The 19374-nt window shown below is 60.4% G+C and carries 20 protein-coding genes; 11 read left to right on the plus strand and 9 right to left on the minus strand.

Going from position 1 to position 19374, the window contains the following annotated elements:
• Positions 1–181 precede the first annotated feature (181 nt).
• Together ACA068_RS07195 and ACA068_RS07200 are read right to left on the minus strand one after the other, a co-directional pair.
• Positions 182–2632, minus strand: coding sequence for a penicillin acylase family protein (locus ACA068_RS07195; RefSeq protein WP_497308713.1), 2451 nt, complete (start codon positions 2630–2632; stop codon positions 182–184).
• 296 nt (positions 2633–2928) lie between these two features.
• Positions 2929–3573 carry a glutathione binding-like protein gene (locus ACA068_RS07200; RefSeq protein WP_497308715.1) on the minus strand — a complete coding sequence of 215 codons (645 nt, stop codon included), beginning with the start codon at positions 3571–3573 and terminating at the stop codon, positions 2929–2931.
• Between the two features lie 144 nt (positions 3574–3717).
• Between ACA068_RS07200 and ACA068_RS07205 the strand changes: the two genes are divergently transcribed.
• Positions 3718–4281, plus strand: coding sequence for a cysteine hydrolase family protein (locus ACA068_RS07205; protein WP_497308717.1), 564 nt, complete (start codon positions 3718–3720; stop codon positions 4279–4281).
• Positions 4282–4419: 138 nt separating this feature from the next.
• Here ACA068_RS07205 and ACA068_RS07210 read toward each other — a convergent pair whose 3' ends face one another.
• From ACA068_RS07210 to ACA068_RS07225, 4 genes are all read right to left on the minus strand, one after another.
• Positions 4420–4641 (minus strand): SEC-C metal-binding domain-containing protein, encoded by a 222-nt coding sequence (locus ACA068_RS07210; RefSeq protein ID WP_497308719.1) that lies wholly within the window; start codon positions 4639–4641, stop codon positions 4420–4422.
• Positions 4638–5132 carry an LEA/WHy family protein gene (locus ACA068_RS07215; RefSeq protein WP_497308721.1) on the minus strand — a complete coding sequence of 165 codons (495 nt, stop codon included), beginning with the start codon at positions 5130–5132 and terminating at the stop codon, positions 4638–4640. The genes ACA068_RS07210 and ACA068_RS07215 overlap by 4 nt, the downstream gene beginning before the upstream one ends.
• A gap of 144 nt (positions 5133–5276) precedes the next feature.
• Positions 5277–5753, minus strand: a complete 477-nt coding sequence (locus tag ACA068_RS07220; protein ID WP_497308723.1) for a YchJ family protein — start codon at positions 5751–5753, stop codon at positions 5277–5279.
• Between the two features lie 4 nt (positions 5754–5757).
• Positions 5758–6255: a DUF6231 family protein gene (locus ACA068_RS07225; protein ID WP_403098674.1), complete on the minus strand. Its 498-nt coding sequence runs from the start codon at positions 6253–6255 to the stop codon at positions 5758–5760.
• A 189-nt stretch (positions 6256–6444) separates the two neighbouring features.
• Between ACA068_RS07225 and ACA068_RS07230 the strand changes: the two genes are divergently transcribed.
• From ACA068_RS07230 to ACA068_RS07245, 4 genes are all read left to right on the plus strand, one after another.
• Positions 6445–7140: a PA1041 family peptidoglycan-binding anchor lipoprotein gene (locus tag ACA068_RS07230; protein WP_497308725.1), complete on the plus strand. Its 696-nt coding sequence runs from the start codon at positions 6445–6447 to the stop codon at positions 7138–7140.
• Between the two features lie 90 nt (positions 7141–7230).
• On the plus strand, positions 7231–7944 hold the full coding sequence (locus tag ACA068_RS07235; protein ID WP_497308727.1) for a PA1041 family peptidoglycan-binding anchor lipoprotein: 714 nt from the start codon (positions 7231–7233) through the stop codon (positions 7942–7944).
• Positions 7945–8092: 148 nt separating this feature from the next.
• Positions 8093–8371: a DUF1145 domain-containing protein gene (locus ACA068_RS07240; RefSeq protein ID WP_497308729.1), complete on the plus strand. Its 279-nt coding sequence runs from the start codon at positions 8093–8095 to the stop codon at positions 8369–8371.
• Positions 8364–9122 carry a collagen-like triple helix repeat-containing protein gene (locus ACA068_RS07245; protein ID WP_497308731.1) on the plus strand — a complete coding sequence of 253 codons (759 nt, stop codon included), beginning with the start codon at positions 8364–8366 and terminating at the stop codon, positions 9120–9122. The genes ACA068_RS07240 and ACA068_RS07245 overlap by 8 nt, the downstream gene beginning before the upstream one ends.
• A gap of 198 nt (positions 9123–9320) precedes the next feature.
• On the opposite strand, the gene ACA068_RS07250 is transcribed toward ACA068_RS07245, so the two are convergent.
• Entirely contained in the window at positions 9321–9785 is a 465-nt protein-coding gene (locus tag ACA068_RS07250) for a CopD family protein (RefSeq protein ID WP_497308733.1), read from the minus strand.
• A gap of 99 nt (positions 9786–9884) precedes the next feature.
• Between ACA068_RS07250 and dinG the strand changes: the two genes are divergently transcribed.
• The 5 genes from dinG to pdxH all read left to right on the plus strand — a co-directional run bounded on the left by dinG (position 9885) and on the right by pdxH (position 17914).
• Positions 9885–12029: an ATP-dependent DNA helicase DinG gene (gene dinG, locus ACA068_RS07255; RefSeq protein WP_497297719.1), complete on the plus strand. Its 2145-nt coding sequence runs from the start codon at positions 9885–9887 to the stop codon at positions 12027–12029.
• 96 nt (positions 12030–12125) lie between these two features.
• A complete protein-coding gene (locus ACA068_RS07260; RefSeq protein ID WP_497308735.1) occupies positions 12126–14636 on the plus strand; it encodes a beta-galactosidase in 2511 nt (836 codons plus the stop codon).
• Between the two features lie 234 nt (positions 14637–14870).
• Positions 14871–16016: a serine hydrolase domain-containing protein gene (locus ACA068_RS07265; RefSeq protein ID WP_497308737.1), complete on the plus strand. Its 1146-nt coding sequence runs from the start codon at positions 14871–14873 to the stop codon at positions 16014–16016.
• 113 nt (positions 16017–16129) lie between these two features.
• Positions 16130–17242 carry an OmpA family protein gene (locus ACA068_RS07270; protein WP_497308739.1) on the plus strand — a complete coding sequence of 371 codons (1113 nt, stop codon included), beginning with the start codon at positions 16130–16132 and terminating at the stop codon, positions 17240–17242.
• Between the two features lie 24 nt (positions 17243–17266).
• Entirely contained in the window at positions 17267–17914 is a 648-nt protein-coding gene (pdxH, locus tag ACA068_RS07275) for a pyridoxamine 5'-phosphate oxidase (protein ID WP_497308741.1), read from the plus strand.
• A gap of 5 nt (positions 17915–17919) precedes the next feature.
• Here pdxH and ACA068_RS07280 read toward each other — a convergent pair whose 3' ends face one another.
• Positions 17920–18156 (minus strand): hypothetical protein, encoded by a 237-nt coding sequence (locus ACA068_RS07280; RefSeq protein ID WP_077749569.1) that lies wholly within the window; start codon positions 18154–18156, stop codon positions 17920–17922.
• 166 nt (positions 18157–18322) lie between these two features.
• Between ACA068_RS07280 and ACA068_RS07285 the strand changes: the two genes are divergently transcribed.
• Positions 18323–18787 (plus strand): outer membrane lipoprotein, encoded by a 465-nt coding sequence (locus ACA068_RS07285; RefSeq protein WP_084321772.1) that lies wholly within the window; start codon positions 18323–18325, stop codon positions 18785–18787.
• 326 nt (positions 18788–19113) lie between these two features.
• On the opposite strand, the gene ACA068_RS07290 is transcribed toward ACA068_RS07285, so the two are convergent.
• The gene (locus ACA068_RS07290) at positions 19114–19368 is read right to left on the minus strand and encodes a colicin E3-like toxin immunity protein (RefSeq protein WP_497308743.1); all 255 of its coding nucleotides are present in this window, start codon (positions 19366–19368) and stop codon (positions 19114–19116) included.
• Positions 19369–19374: the final 6 nt, after the last annotated feature.

Consider the following 19374-nt stretch of genomic DNA (forward strand, 5'->3'; position numbering starts at 1 on the left):
CTATGAGGTTTGCGCGAAGCCAGAAGTTCTATCAAATGTTCATGGCAGAGAGATATTCCCCTGTGGGAGCGAGCCCGCTCGCGATGAGGCCATGTCAGCCACCGCTTTTAGTGACTGACACACCGTTATCGCGAGCAGGCTCGCTCCCACATTGGTTAACCCACATTGGGTCGGCTTGACCTTATTTGCCGGGAGTCAGGGTCAATCGCGTCTTGCCGTATACCTTGTCAAAGTTCTGCGGTTGCATCGGCAGGCTCATGTATTGCCCTTTCAGCCATGGATCAATGCTGTCGAGGTAGTGCGGGCTCGCCGGGTTGCCGGACTGACCGGTGCTGTTCTGCCCCATCAGCGGTTCTGCCTGGCTGAAGTCCACGATAAAGCGCATGGCCGGCGCCAGCGTGGTGTTGAAGTCCTGGCCCCAAGTGAAGGCCGCCGTGTTCAGCGTCGTGTGATCGCCGCCGGCCGCGAGCGGACCGCGCACGGTCTGGCCGCTGGCATTCTTCCACTCATAGCGGTGCAATTTGCCCCACTGCCAGGCTTTGTGATCACTACCCAATTGGCTGTCACCAGCGCTGATCGCCGCCGCCAGACTGCGGGCGAGGATCGCCGGCTTGTCTTCTTTCTGCGGCGTGCGCGCGTCATCCCAGAACGGACTGTCTTCACGGCCCAGCAGGTGATCGGCCTGAGCTGCGTAGGACAACTTGCCGTTGGCGATAAAGGCTTTCCACGCCGGGCTGTTTTCCGGGCCCAGTTCGTCGAGGAAGATCTGTTTGGTGCTTTCCTGCAGGAACAGCTCGTAGATCGCCGCATCCGCGGAAGTCGGGCTGAGTTTGCCGTCAAACGCCATCAAACGGGTGTACGCCTCGCGAGCCTTGCCGCGATCGGCAACCGGCAGGGCTTCGATGGCCTGTTTGAGCGGCTGGGACATGCCCGGTGCTTCAAACATTTTCTTCAGTTTGGCGGCGAACGTCGTGGTCTGGTCGTATTGCATTGCGATCACGCTGCGAGTGTCGTGTTTGCCCACACCCGCCAGTTCGGCCAGGCGTTCGCCACGTTCCGGTGCCGACCAGGAATTGGACAACTGCATGCCATAGCCATGGGGAATGACCCGCTGGTTGGCGGTGCCGAGCCAGCCTTGGGCCGGGTCCTGGTCATACGGATGGAGCATCGGGTCGGCGTAACCGTCCCAATCGTAGCGACCTTCCCAGCCCGGCGACGGCAGCAGGCCTTCGCCTTCGCGACGGTTCGGGTAACGCCCGGTGACTTGCCAGCCGATGTTGCTGGCATCGGCGAACACCAGGTTCAAGGCGATGGCGCGGATTTCACGGCTGGCGTCCGAGGCTTTCTCGACGTTCTGCGCCCGGGACAGGTCGAAAAACGCGTCCAGGGTTTTGTCGTCCGTGAAGTTTGGTGTCTGCAAGGCCAAGCCGTAACCGTTGGCCAGCGCCGTACCTTGGGCGCTGTTGAGCAAAGGACCGTGGCGGGTTTCGTACACCACTTCGCGAATCGGCCGCTGGCCTTTGACAAAGTAGGTTTCGTTGCGCACGATCGCCGGCTGCCATTTGCCGCCGACCTCATAAGTGAGGCCGTTGCCCTGGCGTTTGATTTTTTCCAGGAACAGGTCCTGGTTGTCGCCCATGACCGAGGTCATGCTCCACGCCACTTTGCCGTTGAAACCGCCAAGCACCATGGGCAAACCGGCGATCGTCACGCCAGAGGCCTGGTATTTCGGTGCGCGAATCTGCACGTAGCTGAACAACGACGGCACGCCCAGTGGGCCGTGGCTGTCGCTGGCCAGCAGGCTTTTGCCACTGCGGCTGCGTTGCGGGCCGATGGCCCAGTTGTTCGACGAGGTGGCGCCCAGCAGATTCAGGTCGGACAGTTGTCCGGTGGCTTTGCTGATTTCCGTCAGGCCCGGGATAGCACCATTGAGCTTAAAGCCCTGCAGTTTTTCGGCTTCGCCCAGCGGCAGTTTTTCGTCGGGAGCGGACGGCGTCAGCCACCCGAGTTTGTCCGTGGTGACGGTCTGGGCCAGCATCAGTGCGTTGATTTCTTCCGGCAGATTGGCGGACTGACTGAAGTTCAGCAGGCAGAAAATCAGCGCGGAGTCTTCCGGTTGCCAGTATTCAGGCTTGTAACCGCTGGCCGTGAGGTCGACCGGCAACTTGTCGCGGAAGCGGAACAGGTAGGCGTTCACGCCGCGGGCATAGACTTCGAAGAAGCGTTTGAGGCGCGGCGATGAAGCCTTGTACAACTCGCCCGCGCTTTTCTTCAGATTGACGGCGCGCATGTAGCGGTCGGCGTCCAGCAGGTCCGAACCGGACAACTCCGACAAACGGCCCTGAGCCAGCAGGCGCAGAGTGACCATTTGCGTGATGCGGTCGCTGGCGTGGACGTAGCCGAGGGCGAACAGGGCGTCGTGGAAGCTGTTGCTTTCGATCAGCGGCATGCCCATGGCATTGCGGCGCACCGAAACGTTCTGCGCCAGGCCCTTGAGCGGCTGCACGCCGGTGGTCGGCGGGAGGGTGTCCTGGGTGTTCCAGGTCTGACAACCGGTCAGGCTCAAAACACCGGCCACTGCTGCGGCAACGCCGAACCGGGGAAGAAAATGTGTAAGGGCTGGCGAGGCCATGGCAAAGCTCCTGCGGGGGGTAGCGTCATTAAAGGCGCTACGTTAGTGAGCAGGAGGAGGGCGCGCAAGCGGGGCTTCAGGTTATTTCAGGATTTGTCCGATAAACACAATCTCCCGGGCGATGCATTACCTGTGGCGAGGGGGCTTGCCCCCGTTCGGCTGCGTAGCAGTCGTAAACCTGTGAATGCGGTGTATCTGGAGGAATGCAGGGGACCGCTACGCGGTCCAACGGGGACAAGTCCCCTCGCCACATTTAGTACATCACCATAGGGGCTGCGTCTGCGTCTGCGTCGGGGTCAGGGTTTTGGTGGGTTGACCTTGGCCGCCAGGGCATAGGCCTTCACCGTCGCCGGACGGTTCTGGATGTGGTTGAACCAGCGCAGCACGTTAGGGAAGTCTTCAAGGTTCTGGCTCTGCCATTTGTGGGAAACGATCCACGGGTAGATCGCCATGTCGGCAATGCTGTATTCGCTACCGGCGACAAACGCTTTGTCGGCCAGTTGTTTGTCGAGCACCCCGTAGAGACGGGCGGTCTCATCGATATAGCGCTTGATCGCGTAAGGAATTTTCTCCGGTGCAAACTGGCTGAAGTGATGATTTTGCCCCGCCATCGGCCCCAGGCCGCCCATCTGCCAGAACAGCCACTGCAGCGCTTGTTGGCGACCGCGCAGGTCTGTGGGCAGGAACTTGCCGGTTTTTTCCGCCAGGTACAACAAAATCGCCCCCGACTCGAACACCGACAACGGTTCTCCACCGTCGACGGGCTCGTGATCGACGATGGCCGGGATTCTGTTGTTCGGGGAAATTTTCAGGAAGTGAGGCTGGAACTGTTCGTTCTGGCTGATGTTGATCGGGTGCACGTTATACGGCAGGCCGGCTTCTTCCAGGAATATCGAAATTTTGTGGCCGTTGGGGGTGGTCCAGTAATACAGGTCGATCATGAAGTACTCCAATCAAGAGACGTCGATAGGTCGGACAGCGACCGCGGGCACCAGGTCGTCCTGTTTGCATTTGATGGCTTGCCTGTAAGAGGAGGTGATGTTGAAGTGCGTGAAATTCAATGACCTGTTGTGAGAAAAGTCGGCATGGAGATTAAGATCAACGCAGCACTGATCATCATCGACCAACAAAAAGGCATCCTGCACCCCAAGTTAGGTCGTCGAAATAATCCTCAGGCCGAGGAACGGATTCTCGATTTGCTGGGTTATTGGCGTCGAACCGGGCGGCCGGTGATTCATGTGCAGCACCTGTCCCGTTCACCGGAATCGGTGTTCTGGCCGCAGCAATCAGGTGTTGAGTTTCAGGAACGCTTCATGCCACAGACTGGCGAGCAACTAATTCAGAAACAGGTACCGGATGCGTTTTGTGCGACGGGGCTGGAGGCGAGTTTGCGCGAGACAGGCATCGAGCAGTTGATTATCGTTGGCGTTGCAACCAACAACTCGGTGGAATCCACGGCGCGCACGGCCGGGAACCTGGGGTTTGACGCGTGGGTGGCGGAGGATGCGTGCTTTACGTTCGACAAGGCGGATTATTTTGGCAATGCGCATTCAGCGGAAGAGGTGCATGCGATGTCGCTGGGGAATTTGCAGGGGGAATATGCCACGGTTGTGAGTACCGCGCAGATCTTGAATGGACGGCGAGTTTGAGGGCCCCTTCGCGAGCAAGCCCGCTCCCACATTAAATCTGCTGCGGATACAAAACATGTGTCGGGCGCAGTTCTAATGTGGGAGCGGGCTTGCCCGCGAAGGCGATTCAACTGGCGAAGAATAAACTCGCCCGAAGCATCAAGCGCCGTGGCACTTCTTGAATTTCTTGCCGTTGCCGCATGGGCAAGGGTCGTTGCGGCCGACGTCTTTCAGGGCGTTTCGCACCGGTTCCTGGTGGGCGTGGCCGCAGTTCGGGCCGTGGACATGGCCATGGTCGTGATCATGGTGATCGTGATGGTCATGGTCATGGTCATGATCGTGGTTGCAGTCAGGGCCATGGACATGGGGTTGCTGGGTCATCGGTTCTGCTCCGGAATTAAATCGGCGGGGATTATCACGCCATTGCGCGCAAGGTGCACGTAGTGCGCGATGAATAAACCGGTTTCCATTTCACCTTCCAGACGATAGGGGATGGGCTGATCGGGTTTTTTCAGCATTTTCACCAAGTCCCGTACCTTGGGCCACAGATTGGTACGGATCGGCACCTTGAAATAGGCACTTCGCTTTGGGCCGACGGTGAACCAGTGTTCATGCTCGCCTTCGGCCAGCAGCATGTCGCCCAGGTGAATGCGGTATTCAAGGCCGCGCACCGTCAGGTCGCTGTCGTTGGGGTTGTCGACGCGAAAGTGCAGGATGAATTTCTGCTCCATCAACTTGGCCCGAACCACTTCGACCTTGACCAGATGCACTTGCGGATCCGGCAGTTCCTCACCGAACCAGGACGCGCAGCCGCCGAGCCCGAGAAACAGGAGCAGGGTAAGCATCTGTAACACGCGTCGCTGGGTGGTCATGGTGACGTCTCCTTGTAGGAGCGAGGCTTGCCCGCGAAGAAGGCCCCCCCGATCCTTCAGGGGCATCGCGTGATCGTTCTTCGCGGGCAAGCCTCCCTCCTACGGGTCGGGCAGGCTTCGCCAACTGCTACAACAGGGTTCACCTCAACTGCCGAAATACCCCGCGCAACACTTCTTGAATTTCTGCCCGCTGGCGCACGGGCAGGCATCGTTGCGTCCGGCGTTGAGTGGCACGGTGGGGTCGATGAAGTACCAGTGCCCGGCGTTCTGCACGAACGAGGAGCGCTCGCGGTGGCTGTGTTCACCGCCACCGTCATGCCAGCGTGCGGTGAACGTGACGAATGCGTGTTCCGGTTGACCGCCCAATACCTCGGAGCTTTCCACCTCAAGTCCCAGCCAGGTGCTTTTTGCGCTCCAGTCGCTGATGGACTGCCGATCCAGGCCAGCCTGTTGCGCGGGCAGGGTGGTTGCCACCAGATAGTCGATCAGCCCCAGCACATAGGCGCTGTAACGCGAGCGCATCAAGGCTTCTGCACACGGCGCCGGATGCCCGGCATGGTAATGGCCGCAGCAGGCGTCGAGCAGGGTGCCGCTGCCGCAAGGGCAAATGGATGTACTCATTGCGTTACCACCAATATTTCCCGAAGTTTTCCGGATTGGCCCAGAACCGTGAGTTGAGCCAATCGGGCACCTGTTTATAGTCAAGCAGATCGTAGGTGAACAGCGTCAGCACTTGATCGTCGCGTTGGAAACGTTCACTGGCTTGCAAGGCCAGGGAAAAGAAATCCGTCTCCTGCCAGCCGCTGGCCGGCAAATCCGCCAGCACCGCAATGCGACTGGCGTTGAGATTACGGATCCCGCCTAACAAATTCAGACCGTCACGCTTTGGCAGGTGTTCAAGGCAATCGACCACCAGCGCCAGGTCAAAGCGGCGCGCCGCCAGTTCGGCCGGCAACGCACCCGGTGCCGCATGCGCCACGCAGCTGTCCGGGTGCGCGAGCTTGAACGCCTCAAGTGCGGGGAACTCGCTGGCGCCGATCAACAACAGGCGCGCGGGGGCGTATCGATCAAGCAAAGCGGCCAACGCCTGCTGGGGCGTGCGCGAAGAAATACCTGCAATCATCAGAGTTCCTCAATCAGAGCACCAAGACTAGCCTGCCCAAACGTCCGGGCCTAGAGCGGGTTTGCGCCAAAATCGGCGAACTGCCGTGAACACGGGGCAAAACAGCAATGGCCTATTGCTGGCGGAGATTAAAACTCGGGTCTTTACTCCCTGAATCGGTTCTAAGCCGATCCCTCAGGAGAAAACTAGATGAGCATAGTTCGGACAGCATTACCCTTGGTTCTGCTAACCAGTGTGTTGACTGGTTGTGCAGGTTTGCAGAAAACCGACTGGCCGACCTGTGCGGCGGTCGGTGGTGTCATCGGTGCAGGTCTCGGCGCGACCGAGAGCTCGGCGTGGGCGGGCTATGGCGCGCTGCTCGTTGGCGGCACGGCAGCGGCCTATTGCTGGGTTCACGGTGATGGCGACGAAGACGGCGACGGCGTGCCGGACAGTCGCGACAAGTGCCCGGGTACGCCTCGAGGCGTGAAGGTCGATGCCGACGGTTGCCCTCCACCAGTCCCTGCGCCAGTGGTCGAAGAGGTCGTGGTGGTCAAGGAAGAAGTCATTGTCATCCGAGATGTCCACTTCCAGTTCGACAAAGCCACACTCACGCCTTCCGATAAAGATGTACTCAACACAATCGCCACGCGCCTGAAACAGGAAGCCTCCTCCGCTCAATTGACCGTGACCGGCCACACCGACAGCGTGGGCAGTGATACCTATAACCAGAAACTGTCGGATAAGCGTGCTCATTCGGTGGTTGAATCCCTCATCCAGCAAGGCGTACCACGCAGCAGCTTCGTGTCTGTGACCGGTGCCGGTGAAAGCCAGCCGGTGGCCGATAACAAAACCGCTGACGGCCGTGCACAGAACCGTCGCACGGAAATCAAAATCAACCGCTAAGTCCCATCCGCTCCGCGGCTTGTGCAGTCGCGGATGCGGGTCTTTACTCCTGTGTAACCGGTATGGGCCGGTAACACAGGAGCTTTCACAATGAGCGTTCTCACAAGGACCGTCTTGCCGGTTCTGCTGCTTGGCAGCCTGTTGACCGGTTGCGCCACTCACAGCGATGGCACCGCCCCTCTCAATCAACGTACATGGCCGATCTGCAGCCTCATCGGCGGACTGGTCGGTGGAGGCCTGGGCGCGATTGAAAGTGCCGGTTGGGCAGGCGGTGGTGCGGCGCTCGGTATTTTGACCGGCGGCTTGATCTGTTACGCCCAGGATGGCGATGAGGACGACGACGGGGTTTTCGATCGGCGTGATCGCTGCCCCGATACACCCGCCAACACACCTGTTGAACACCATGGTTGTCCGCTGCCGCAGTACCCGGCCAGCGTGAAACCTGTCGAAGTTGTGGAGCCCGAAGTCATCACTCTGCCCAGCGACGTGCTGTTTGCCTTCAACAAGTCTGACCTCAGTCCCGCAGCGCAGAGTCAGCTGGATGCGCTGATGTTCAAACTGCAACTCGCCGATGTGGTGAGCATCAAGGTGATCGGTCATACCGACAGCGTCGGTTCGGATGAATACAACCAGGCACTTTCGGAGCGTCGCGCCAGCAGTGTGGCGGCTTATCTGTTGAGCCAGGGCATTGCGCCGAGCAAACTCACCAGCGAAGGCAAAGGCGAAAGCCAGCCGGTGGCCGACAACGAAACGGATGAAGGACGCGCGAAAAACCGTCGCGTGGAGTTGCACATCAATCGCTAAGCCGCGAAATAGAGCCGTCGGGCAGCAATTGCAGTTGATCCGACGGCCATTCGGCGGCCTTCATGAAGAATTTTCCGTTGCCCTCTGGCTTATCCCTCGCGGATGCCGTTACTGTGCGCGCAAAGAATAATTCTCAACGGGGGGGCGTATGAAGGTGTTTTGGGGGCTGGGGAAGTTGTTGACCCTGCTGTTCTGGCTGGTGGTGCTGGTCAATCTGCTTATGCCGTTTGTCAATCCGCTGCACCTGCTGGTCAATCTGGCTGGCGGCTTGTTGGCGTCTCTTCATCTGCTTGAGGCGGTGTTCTGTTTCCGCAGCCTCCGGGGTCGCGCCCACCCTTGGCGCGATCGCTTGAAGATCCTGTTTTTCGGCGTATTCCACCTGCAAACCCTCCCGGCTCCGACCGTATCGAAGGCTTCCCATGCGTAAACTCTGTCTGCTCGCCGCACTCATCAGCCCATTGGCCTGCGCTCAGGTGGTCAGTGTCGAAACCAATTCGTTGATGCGCCTGCCCAACACCGCCAGCACCTTGCAGCTTGAACGCCTGGAAGTCGCCGATTACGGCACCTTGTTGATTCCTTCGAACGTGACCGAAGTCATCGTCGGCGAATTGCATCTGGGGCGTGAGGCGCGGATCGCCATCGTGCCAAGTGAACAGGCACTGGAATTGAAAGTCAGCCGTGCCGAGTTGTCCGAAGGCAGCCAGATCACGGCTAGGGGGGCGCCGGGGACTTACCTCAAGGCCGCCCGCTCGGGACGCAACCTGAATGTGCAGATCAAGGCACTGAATGCGCCGCAGTTGTCGGTAGACGCTCGCGGTGGCGCGGGCGCGCCGGGTTTTGTCGGCCTCGACGGGGCCAACGGTCAGGCACCGGGTTGCACCTGGGGCCAGGCCGGTCGTGGTGCCGATGGCAGCAATGGCAGTGATGGTCAGCCGGGTGCGCCGGGGGCGCTGGTCAGGCTGGAAGTGCCTCGTGATTATCCGGTTGAACAGATCAAGGTTCAGGTGGCGGGTGGTGCCGGTGGCCTCGCGGGTCCTGGTGGCAAGCCGGGCGCGGGCGGCAAGGCCAAGGGCTGTTTCGTTTACGAGGCCGATGGCGGCAAAAGCGGGCGCCCTGGCGTAGATGGCCAGCCGGGGCCAGCCGGGGCGGCGGGTTCGGTGACCGTACAGCGATTGTAATAACGACCGAGAACCCCTGTGGCGAGGGAGCTTGGTTGAGGGGACTTTGTGGCGAGGGGACTTGTCCCCGTTGGACCGCGCAGCGGTCCCCTGCACTCTTCCACATACACCGCACTCACAGGTTTTACGACTGCTCCGCAGCCGAACGGGGCGGTGCGACGTTTCGCCAAGTCCCCTCGCCACAAAAGCTGTGAAGAGTCAGAACATCGGTCTGGCCGCAGCAATCGCCACCAGCACCAGCCCGACGATCAAATTGATCCCCACCAATTTGCGAATCTTCCCAAGCGTCGTTGCCCCGGTCGGCCAATCCTGTGCCGTCACTGCCGTGCGCAACTCCGGCAACAACAACGCCTGAATCCGGATAAACAGCGCGGTCATCACCACGTACAACCCCATCATCACCTGCACGTACCGCGGCGCGGCCTCAAACCCGGCGTATTGCAGATGAATCATCCCCACCCCGCTGATCGGCAAAAGCACCACCGCCACCCAGACCCAGCGGAAAAAACCTTGAAACACTTCCACCCACAGCTTCAAACGGGCAGGGCCCTCCAGCGCCTTCATCGCGGCGGGCCGCAAGACCATCCAGGCGAAAAACATGCCGCCCACCCACACCAGGGCGGACAGGACATGCAGGGTGTAAACGATGCCAAAAGGTGTCATTGAGGTACTCCGTTCTGCGCGGGATTAATTAGCGGGGTATGATAGCGGCCCATACGAACCACTGAAAATTTATCCAGCGTTTTTTGCGCCCGACAATCCATGATCAGCACCGAACTCAAAACCACGATCCAGGGCGCCTACTCGCGTTTTCTTGAAGCCAAGAGCCTCAAGCCGCGCTACGGCCAACGCCTGATGATCGCCGAAATTGCCAAAGTCCTCGGTGACATCGACACCGACGACGAAGGCCGGCGCAGTGGCGACCCCGCGATTGTCGCGGTGGAAGCCGGCACCGGTACCGGTAAAACCGTGGCCTACAGCCTGGCGGCGATCCCCACCGCCAAGGCCGCCGGCAAACGCCTGGTCATCGCCACGGCCACCGTTGCCCTGCAAGAGCAGATCGTCTACAAGGATTTGCCTGACCTGATGCGCAACAGCGGGCTGAATTTCAGCTTCGCCCTGGCCAAGGGCCGTGGGCGCTACATGTGCCTGTCCAAGCTCGACATGTTGCTTCAGGAAGGTCACGCGCAAACCGCCACGGCTCAGCTGTTCGAAGAAGAAGGTTTCAAGATCGAGGTCGATGAGGCCAGCCAGAAGCTGTTCACCAGCATGATCGAGAAACTCGCCGGCAATAAATGGGACGGCGACCGCGACAGTTGGTCCACCGCCCTCGAAGACGCCGACTGGGCGCGCCTGACCACCGATCACAGCCAGTGCACCAACCGTCATTGCCCGAACTTCGGCCAGTGCGCCTTCTACAAGGCCCGCGAAGGCATGGGCAAGGTTGACGTGATTGTCACCAACCACGACATGGTCCTGGCCGACCTCGCGTTGGGCGGCGGCGCCGTGCTGCCGGACCCGCGCGACACCATCTACGTGTTCGACGAAGGCCATCACCTGCCGGACAAGGCCATCGGCCATTTCGCCCACTACACGCGCCTGCGTTCCACCGCCGACTGGCTGGAAACCACCGCCAAGAACCTCACCAAACTGCTGGCCCAGCATCCGCTGCCGGGTGACCTGGGCAAGTTGATCGAGCAGGTGCCGGAACTGGCCCGCGAGATCAAGACCCAGCAGCAGTTCATGTTCACCGCGTGCGAGCAGGTCGCCGATTTCAAACCCGGCGAAGACGTTGAAGGCCGCGAGCGGCCGCGTCACCGCTTCGTCGGCGGTGTGATTCCCGAGCACATGCGTGAAATGGGCATCGAATTGAAGAAGGGCTTTGCCCGTCTGACCGACCTGTTCACCCGGCTCACCGAACTGCTCAAGGAAGGCATGGACGGCGAGGTCAACATCGGCATCGCCAGCAACCAGGCCGAAGAGTGGTATCCGCTGTTTGGCAGCCTGTTGTCGCGTTCTTCGGGCAACTGGGAGTTGTGGGTCGCATTCACCGCTGAAGACCCGGAAGACAACCCGCCCATGGCCCGTTGGCTGACCCTGGCCGAAAGCGGTTCGCTGTTCGATATCGAGGTCAATGCCAGCCCGATCCTGGCGGCGGAAATGCTCCGTCGCAATCTGTGGAACGTGGCCTATGGCGCGCTGGTGACCTCGGCCACCCTGACCGCGCTCGGCACCTTCGACCGCTTCCGCATGCGCGCCGGCCTGCCGAAAAAAGCCGTGACCGCCGTGGTCCCGAGCCCGTTCCATCACGCCGACGCCGGTGTGCTGCGGGTGCCTGACCTGAAGGCTGATCCGCGTGATGCGCCGGCCCACACCGCGGCGATCATCCGCGATCTGCCGCAACTGGTGGAAGGTTCGCGCGGTACCCTGGTGTTGTTCTCCTCGCGCAAGCAGATGCAGGACGTGTTCGACGGCCTGGACCGCGACTGGCGCAAGCAAGTGTTCATTCAAGGCAACCTGTCGAAACAGGAAACCCTGAACAAGCACAAGGCGCGTGTTGATGGCGGAGACTCCAGCGTGCTGTTCGGCCTGGCGAGTTTTGCCGAAGGTGTCGACTTGCCCGGTGCGTATTGCGAGCACGTGGTGATCGCGAAGATTCCGTTCTCGGTGCCCGACGACCCGGTCGAAGCAGCCCTGGCCGAATGGATCGAAGCCCGTGGCGGCAATCCGTTCATGGAAATCTCCGTGCCCGACGCCTCGCTGAAACTGGTCCAGGCCTGCGGTCGCTTGCTGCGTACCGAAGAAGACCGCGGCACCATCACCCTGCTGGATCGACGTCTGGTCACCCAGCGTTATGGCAAAGCGATCCTCAACGCATTGCCGCCATTCCGTCGCGAAATTTCCTGAAACACCGGTGGGCTTTTTAGCCCGCCGCGTTGTCTATCGTTCAGCCATCGCTTTTCCATTGGCCCGTTGAGGGTCGTCAGGGAGAACCACGTTCCTATGATTCGCCGTTCGTTGCCTGCTGTTTTCGCCTTGATCTTCTCAGCCCCTTTGCTGGCAGCCCCTGCCGGCCAACAGACGCTGTTCAACTTTGTGCGCCCCGCCGATGTGGTCCAGGTGGCGACTCAGGATGCCAGCCTGCCGCAATCCAATGCGGAGCAAACGGCCGAAGGCGAAGTGTTGCGTCGGGTGACGTTCAACCCGGTGGCGCAACCGACCTTGCGTCTGACCCCGCAAACCGGGGCCTGGGACTGGTCGCAGTCGGGTGTCATGAGCTTGCGCATCCAGAGCGCGATGGACTGGGCCGTGACCCTGTACGTGAAAATCCAGAGCAACGATGGCAAGACGTTGATCAGTCGTGTCGATTTGCCCGCCGGACCGGCGCAGACCCTGCTGGTGCCGCTGCAACCGAGTTCGCCGCTGAGCCAGGGCATGAAGGCCGGGCCACCGATGCCGATGACGTTTGACGGTCAACGGGTATTGCTGGCCAGCAGCGCCGGTGAGCTGGATCGCAGCCAGGTGGTGTCGGTCACGTTGTCGATGGATCAGCCGAAAGCGGCCCAAAGCATCTTGCTTGAGCGCTTCGGCGTGCAGGACGGTGAAGCGGTGACCAAGGCGGCTTATGGCGGTCTGGTGGACGCCTTTGGTCAATCGACCCGGGCAAAATGGCCGGAAAAGGTCAGCAGCGATGAGCAATTGAAAAGCGCCGCTTCCAAGGAACAGCAACAAACGAAAACCTGGCTCGCCGAGCGCGAGAAGCTGTCCCTGGACAAGTTCGGCGGCTGGAACAAAGGCCCTGCGTTCAAGGCCAGCGGCTTTTTCCGTACTGAAAAGCGCGACGGTCGCTGGTACCTGGTGACCCCGGAAGGGCATCCATTCTATTCACTCGGGGTCAACACCGTTACCCCGGACGTCAACCAGACCTACATCGCTGGCCGCGAGTGGATGTTTGAATCCCTGCCGAAACCGGAAGAACCCCTGGCCAGCCATTATGGCGAAGGCGACAACCGTGGCGGCAACGGCGCCGATCAGGGCCGTGGCTATAACGCCGGTCGCTGGTACGATTTCTATGGCGCTAACTTGCAGCGCCTTTACGGCGAACCGTGTGCGCTGGGCAGCGACACCAAGGCCGGTGTCGCCGAAGCGGCCAAGGCCGATGCGGTCGAGGCCACGGCCGACAAGGCCGCCGAGCAACCTGCCGCGTCTACGACTGCCGAATCCGGCGTCGCCGAAGCCGCCAAGACCGGCGCAGACGAAGCTACTGTCGCCAAAGCCGTCGAGCAAAAACCTGCTGAGCCCTGCAATGCCGTGGTTGATGAACAACGCTGGGCCAGCCATACCCTGGATCGCCTGCAAGCCTGGGGTTTCAACACGGTCGGCAACTGGAGCGCCCCGGCGCTGGCCAATGCTGACCGTGTGCCGTACACCTTGCCGCTGTCGATCGTCGGCGATTACGCCAGCATCAGTACCGGCACCGACTGGTGGGGCGGCATGCCCGACCCGTTTGACCCACGCTTCGCCATGGCCACCGAACGCGCCGTGGCCATCGCCGCCCGTGACCATCGCGACGATCCGTGGCTGATCGGTTACTTCGCCGACAACGAACTGGCCTGGGCCGGCCCCGGCGATGATCCGAAAGCCCGTTACGCACTGGCCTACGGCACTTTGAAGATGACCACCGACGTGCCGGCCAAACGTGCGTTCCTCAAGCAATTGCGCGACAAGTACCGCAATCAGGCCGGCCTTTCCAAGGCCTGGGGCATCGACTTGCCGGCCTGGGAATTGATGGAAGACCCGGGCTTCGTGCCGCCGCTGCCGAGCGCCGAACACCCGGAAATCGAGGCTGATTTCAAATACTTCCAGAAGGTCTTCGCCGATACCTACTTCAAGACCCTCTCCGACTCGCTCAAGTGGCACGCGCCGAACCAATTGCTGCTGGGCGGTCGTTTTGCCATCAGCACCCCGGAAGCCGTTGAGTCCTGCGCGCAGTATTGCGACGTGCTGAGCTTCAACCTGTACACCTTGAAACCGCAAGACGGCTATGACTTTGCCAAGTTGCGCAGCCTGGACAAACCGGTGCTGATCACCGAATTCAACTTCGGCTCCGCCGATCGCGGTCCGTTCTGGGGCGGCGTGACGCAATTGGCCAAGGAAGAAGACCGTGGCCCGGCTTATGCCAACTTTCTCAAACAGGCGTTGAGTGAACCGTCGATTGTCGGCGTGCACTGGTTCCAGTACCTCGATCAACCGGTGACAGGACGTCTGCTGGATGGCGAGAACGGTCACTTTGGCCTGGTAGGCATTACCGATCTGCCGTTCCAGGGCTTCGTCGACAGCGTGCGCAAGAGCAACCTGGCGACTGTCGATCAGTTGGGCAAGGAGGCTGAGAAGGCCAAGGCTGAAGCGGACAAAGCCAGCAATGAGGGCGAGGGCGGCAAAAAAGGTGATGCTGGCAAAGGCGCAGGGCAGGGTGCCGGTCATGCTGGCGGGCATTCCGCCAACGGCCACTGAGTCCTGCCGGACCGCGTTATCGTTCTTCGCGGGCAAGTCGGATCGCCGCCCGCTCGCTCCTACGGGATTACGCATCCCCTGTAGGAGCGAGGCTTGCCCGCGAAAGCGCCCTCAAAGGCACAACAAATTTCTGATCCAATCCATGGGCAACCGACCGCCCAGCCCGCACCTGTTCCCAAATCCCGCAAGGGCTGGAACAATGCGGACCACTTTGTAGATTTCGGGGAGTTGCGGGTGCAGATTCAGGGTCATTACGAGCTTAAGTTCGAAGCAGTACGCGAAGCGTTCGTGGCGCTGTTCGACGATCCTCAGGAACGTGGCGCGGCGTTGTGCATCCGGGTCGGTGGCGAAACCGTCCTCGACCTCTGGGCCGGTACCGCCGACAAGGATGGCCTTGAAGCCTGGCACAGCGACACCATCGCCAACCTGTTCTCCTGCACCAAGACCTTCACTGCCGTCACCGCCCTGCAATTGGTGGCCGAAGGCAAGCTGCAACTGGATGCCCCGGTGGCTCGCTACTGGCCCGAATTCGCCGCCGCCGGCAAAGAATCCGTCACCTTGCGCCAGTTGCTCTGCCATCAGGCCGGCCTGCCGGCGCTGCGCGAGTTGCTGGTGCCCGAAGCGCTTTACGACTGGCACACCATGGTCGATGCCTTGGCCGCCGAAACGCCGTGGTGGACGCCGGGCGAAGGCCACGGTTACGCGGCAATCACCTATGGCTGGCTGGTGGGCGAGTTGCTGCGCCGTGCCGACGGTCGTGGGCCCGGCGCATCGATTGTGGCGCGGGTAGCGAAGCCTTTGGGACTGGATTTCCATGTCGGCCTGGCGGACGAAGAGTTCCACCGCGTGGCGCACATCGCCCGTGGCAAGGGCAATGTTGGCGATGCCGCGGCCCAGCGTTTGCTGCAAGTGACCCTGCGCGAGCCGACCGCCATGACCACCCGGGCCTTCACCAACCCGCCGTCGATCATGACCAGCACTAACAAGCCCGAATGGCGCCGGATGCAACAGCCGGCCGCCAACGGCCACGGCAACGCCCGTAGCCTCGCTGGTTTCTACGCCGGCCTGCTTGATGGCAGCCTGCTGGAAAGCGAAATGCTCGAGGAGCTGACCCGCGAACACAGCGTTGGCGAAGACAAGACTTTATTGACCCGGACCCGTTTTGGCCTGGGTTGCATGCTCGATCAACCGGATGTTCCCAATGCGACCTATGGCCTCGGCCCACGGGCATTCGGCCATCCTGGCGCTGGCGGCTCCATCGGTTTTGCTGACCCGGAACATGATGTGGCTTTCGGTTTTGTGACAAATACACTGGGGCCTTACGTCTTGATGGATCCGCGTGCGCAGAAGCTTGCGCGGGTACTGGCCACTTGTCTGTAAAACGCACTCTCGGGCTCCAGGGCCGGAACCCGAATGCCTTTATGTTTTCCAAGCGTCTGTTTATCCGGTCACGCCGGCCTGATTTTTTATGATTTCATTTTTGTGGATATCCAATGTCATTCAATAAAACCACCCTTGCCTTGGCCCTGTGTGTCGCGATCACCGGTTGTGCACAGACCCCACAAAATGACTCGGATGGCAGCAGCTGGTGGCCGTTCGGCTCCTCCGACAAAGTCGCGGCGAAAGAGCCGGCTCCGGCCCCAACTCCAGCCCCAGCCCCTTTGAAAACTGCCGCCGCTGCTCCAGCGGCCAAAGCTGAAAGCTCCAACCCTTGGTACTGGCCGTTCGGCTCCGATGAAGTGCTCGACAAAAAGCCGGAAGTAAAACCCGAAGCCAAGCCTGTCGAAGTCGCCAAGGCTGAAGCCGATGCCGGTGGCAAATGGTGGTGGCCGTTCGGTGGTAAAGATCAACCCACTGCCAAAGCCGTGCCGATGCCGGATCCTAAAGTCACTCAAGCCTGGCTCGACGATTACGAGCCGCGCCTGCGCGAGGCCATCAAGGGCAGCAACCTGCAGCTCGAGCGCCGTGAAAACGTATTGGTGGTGACAGCGCCGGTAGAAGGCTCGTTCAACCCGGACCGTCCGGCCATGTTGCTGCCGGTGACCCTCGGCCCGTTCACTCGCGTCGCGAAAATCCTGGAGGTCGATCCAAAGACCGCCGTATTGGTGCTCGGTCACAGCGATACCTCGGGCGCCGCACCGGCCAACGTGAAACTGAGCCAGGAGCGTGCACAATCCGTGGCCGCGATCTTCCGCCTCAGTGGTTTGCAGCGTGATCGTCTGATGCTGCGCGGCATGGGTGGTGAAGCTCCGCGTGCTGCCAACGACAGCAACGAAGGTCGTGCCTTGAACCGTCGCGTGGAATTACTGGTCACTCCGCAGAACACCATGGTCGCGCTGCTGAGCAAGTACAACATGCCGGCCCCGGCGCCAGTGCGCCTGGTCGCTGCCCAGGACGTCAAGCCAGTGGCCAAGCCGGCTACCCCTGCGCCAGCCGCGAAGAAAGCGGATGTACCAGCCGCGAAAAAAGCCCCGGCCAAGAAAGCCGCCAAGGCTCCAGCCAAGAAAACACCGGCTAAAACCGCGACCCCGGCGAAGAAGACTGCGCCAGCGAAAGCCGCTGCAGCGGACAAGAAAGTCGTTGCCGCCGATGCGGTCAAAAAGTAATTCGTTAACCAAAAGGAATGCGCCATGACCCAGGGCCTGGCTGATATGCGTCGCGACTACACCCGTGATGGCCTGACCGAGGCGCAAGCCCCGGCCGAGCCGTTCGGGCTGTTCCACCAGTGGTTTGCCGACGCGGTGAAAACCGAGCAACCGCCGGTGGAGGCCAATGCCATGACCCTGGCCACCGTCGATCACGACGGTCGGCCGCATTGCCGCATTCTGCTGCTCAAGGGCCTGGACGAAGAGGGCTTCACCTTCTTCACCAATTACGACAGCGCCAAAGGCCAGCATCTGGCGGCGAACCCGCTCGCCGCCATGACGTTCTTCTGGCCGACCCTGGAGCGCCAGGTGCGCATCGAAGGGCGGGTGGTGAAGGTGACTGCTGAAGAGTCTGACGCCTATTTTCAGGTCCGCCCGTTGGGCAGTCGTCTTGGTGCCTGGGCTTCGCCCCAGAGTCGGGTGATCGCCGATCGCGCTGAACTGGAAGCGCTGCTCAAGAACACCGAGCAACGTTTCAGCGACACACAACCGCACTGCCCGGAACACTGGGGCGGTTATCGCTTGCTACCCGAGCGCATCGAGTTCTGGCAAGGCCGTCCGAGCCGCCTGCACGATCGCCTCAACTACCGCCTGCAAGGCGCCGACTGGATTCTTGAACGTCTGGCACCTTAGGCAGTCTACCGATCGGGATAGCCCGCTGCAGCGGCTTCAAGCCACTGCGGCAGGTCCCGGCGCTTGATCTTCTGCGCCTGAGCGCTTGCCAGTTGCTCGAGCATGAACGCTTTTTTCTGCTCGTCTTTACCCGCTAGTGCCAACGCCAGATCGCGGTCCATCCAGCGCTTGATCCGCACGTACAACCACCAGTGGAAGTACAAACCGGCGACCGTGGTGACGACAATGATGAAGTAATCCATGAAAATCCTTGGGTCAGTGGCGCAGATTTTTCAGTTTGCCGCTACTGTGTGGTGAGTTCCGAGGCGCCTGTACCGGGCCTGAATGAAACCAATTTTATCCGTGCGATGCCGTGACAGGCGTCAAGCTGCGGAGTTTAATGAATACCTGTCCTTTGGAGTTGATGCTATGCGTAAGTCTGTTCTGCTGGTTGCTTCCTTTTCCACGATGGCGATGTTGCTCACCGGCTGCCAATCGAGCCTGACCGGTGACTCCTATTCCCGTGATGAAGCGCGTCGTGTGCAGACCGTTCGCATGGGCACCATCGAATCCTTGCGCCCGGTGAAAATCGAAGGCACCAAGACCCCGATCGGCGGCGCAGCTGGCGCAGTCGTCGGCGGTGTCGGCGGTAGCGCCATCGGTGGCGGTAAAGGCAGCATCGTCGCTGCGGTCATCGGCGCTGTGGCTGGCGGCCTGCTCGGTTCAGCCACAGAAGAAGGCCTGACCCGCACCCAGGGCGTCGAAATCACCGTTCGCGAAGACGACGGCAGCATGCGCGCCTATGTGCAGCAGGTTCAGGAGAACGAAGTGTTCCGTGTGGGTGAGCGGGTGCGGATTGCTACTGTTGACGGTACGAGCCGCGTTTCGCACTAAGCGGGAACGAGCGGTAAAAGAAAACCCCGATCAGGTGACTGGTTGGGGTTTTGTGTTTTTGGGGATTGCTCAGGATGACTCGGGTGCTGAAAGACGTCCTATGAGAACTGGTTTTGGATATTTTGTTAGTCGCGTGAAGTCAGAAACAAATCAAGATTTTCAGGTAGCTCCATTGCGCACGCTTTTTCTATGCCGAGAATCTGTTGGTCGGTTAATCGGTAATCATGTAACGAGTCTTCGTCATGAGCCCATCCCATAATTAGATGTTTCATGGTTTCTTTTGTGATGGATAGTTATTTGCCGGGTAAAAAACGACCTGGCTTCTCTCACCATTCTTTCCGATATCGAAACGCAATCTGGTAGTCAAAAGCGGAAACATCAATTTGATGTTTGAACAGAGGCTGAATTTCAGGAATCCAAGCCACCAAAACATCGAATCCTCCGTCGTATATCTCGTTTTCCGCCATCAAACCCAACGCGGCGATTATTGAGCCGTTATCGCCAAGGTCGGCGGAGTATTCCTTTCCGTCCGCTATTTCCGTTTCCTTGTCATACCAGTCCAATCTGACTTTCAGTCCCATGTAGTC

This window comes from Pseudomonas sp. LBUM1660, from assembly GCF_059695935.1.

What these genes read in the sequence shown, in the direction of transcription:
- ACA068_RS07195 (WP_497308713.1), bottom strand. Translation starts at nt 2,632, where the DNA reads ATGGCCTCGCCAGCCCTTACACATTTTCTTCCCCGGTTCGGCGTTGCC.
- ACA068_RS07200 (WP_497308715.1), bottom strand. Translation starts at nt 3,573, where the DNA reads ATGATCGACCTGTATTACTGGACCACCCCCAACGGCCACAAAATTTCG.
- ACA068_RS07205 (WP_497308717.1), top strand. Translation starts at nt 3,718, where the DNA reads ATGGAGATTAAGATCAACGCAGCACTGATCATCATCGACCAACAAAAA.
- ACA068_RS07210 (WP_497308719.1), bottom strand. Translation starts at nt 4,641, where the DNA reads ATGACCCAGCAACCCCATGTCCATGGCCCTGACTGCAACCACGATCAT.
- ACA068_RS07215 (WP_497308721.1), bottom strand. Translation starts at nt 5,132, where the DNA reads ATGACCACCCAGCGACGCGTGTTACAGATGCTTACCCTGCTCCTGTTT.
- ACA068_RS07220 (WP_497308723.1), bottom strand. Translation starts at nt 5,753, where the DNA reads ATGAGTACATCCATTTGCCCTTGCGGCAGCGGCACCCTGCTCGACGCC.
- ACA068_RS07225 (WP_403098674.1), bottom strand. Translation starts at nt 6,255, where the DNA reads ATGATTGCAGGTATTTCTTCGCGCACGCCCCAGCAGGCGTTGGCCGCT.
- ACA068_RS07230 (WP_497308725.1), top strand. Translation starts at nt 6,445, where the DNA reads ATGAGCATAGTTCGGACAGCATTACCCTTGGTTCTGCTAACCAGTGTG.
- ACA068_RS07235 (WP_497308727.1), top strand. Translation starts at nt 7,231, where the DNA reads ATGAGCGTTCTCACAAGGACCGTCTTGCCGGTTCTGCTGCTTGGCAGC.
- ACA068_RS07240 (WP_497308729.1), top strand. Translation starts at nt 8,093, where the DNA reads ATGAAGGTGTTTTGGGGGCTGGGGAAGTTGTTGACCCTGCTGTTCTGG.
- ACA068_RS07245 (WP_497308731.1), top strand. Translation starts at nt 8,364, where the DNA reads ATGCGTAAACTCTGTCTGCTCGCCGCACTCATCAGCCCATTGGCCTGC.
- ACA068_RS07250 (WP_497308733.1), bottom strand. Translation starts at nt 9,785, where the DNA reads ATGACACCTTTTGGCATCGTTTACACCCTGCATGTCCTGTCCGCCCTG.
- dinG (WP_497297719.1), top strand. Translation starts at nt 9,885, where the DNA reads ATGATCAGCACCGAACTCAAAACCACGATCCAGGGCGCCTACTCGCGT.
- ACA068_RS07260 (WP_497308735.1), top strand. Translation starts at nt 12,126, where the DNA reads ATGATTCGCCGTTCGTTGCCTGCTGTTTTCGCCTTGATCTTCTCAGCC.
- ACA068_RS07270 (WP_497308739.1), top strand. Translation starts at nt 16,130, where the DNA reads ATGTCATTCAATAAAACCACCCTTGCCTTGGCCCTGTGTGTCGCGATC.
- pdxH (WP_497308741.1), top strand. Translation starts at nt 17,267, where the DNA reads ATGACCCAGGGCCTGGCTGATATGCGTCGCGACTACACCCGTGATGGC.
- ACA068_RS07280 (WP_077749569.1), bottom strand. Translation starts at nt 18,156, where the DNA reads ATGGATTACTTCATCATTGTCGTCACCACGGTCGCCGGTTTGTACTTC.
- ACA068_RS07285 (WP_084321772.1), top strand. Translation starts at nt 18,323, where the DNA reads ATGCGTAAGTCTGTTCTGCTGGTTGCTTCCTTTTCCACGATGGCGATG.
- ACA068_RS07290 (WP_497308743.1), bottom strand. Translation starts at nt 19,368, where the DNA reads ATGGGACTGAAAGTCAGATTGGACTGGTATGACAAGGAAACGGAAATA.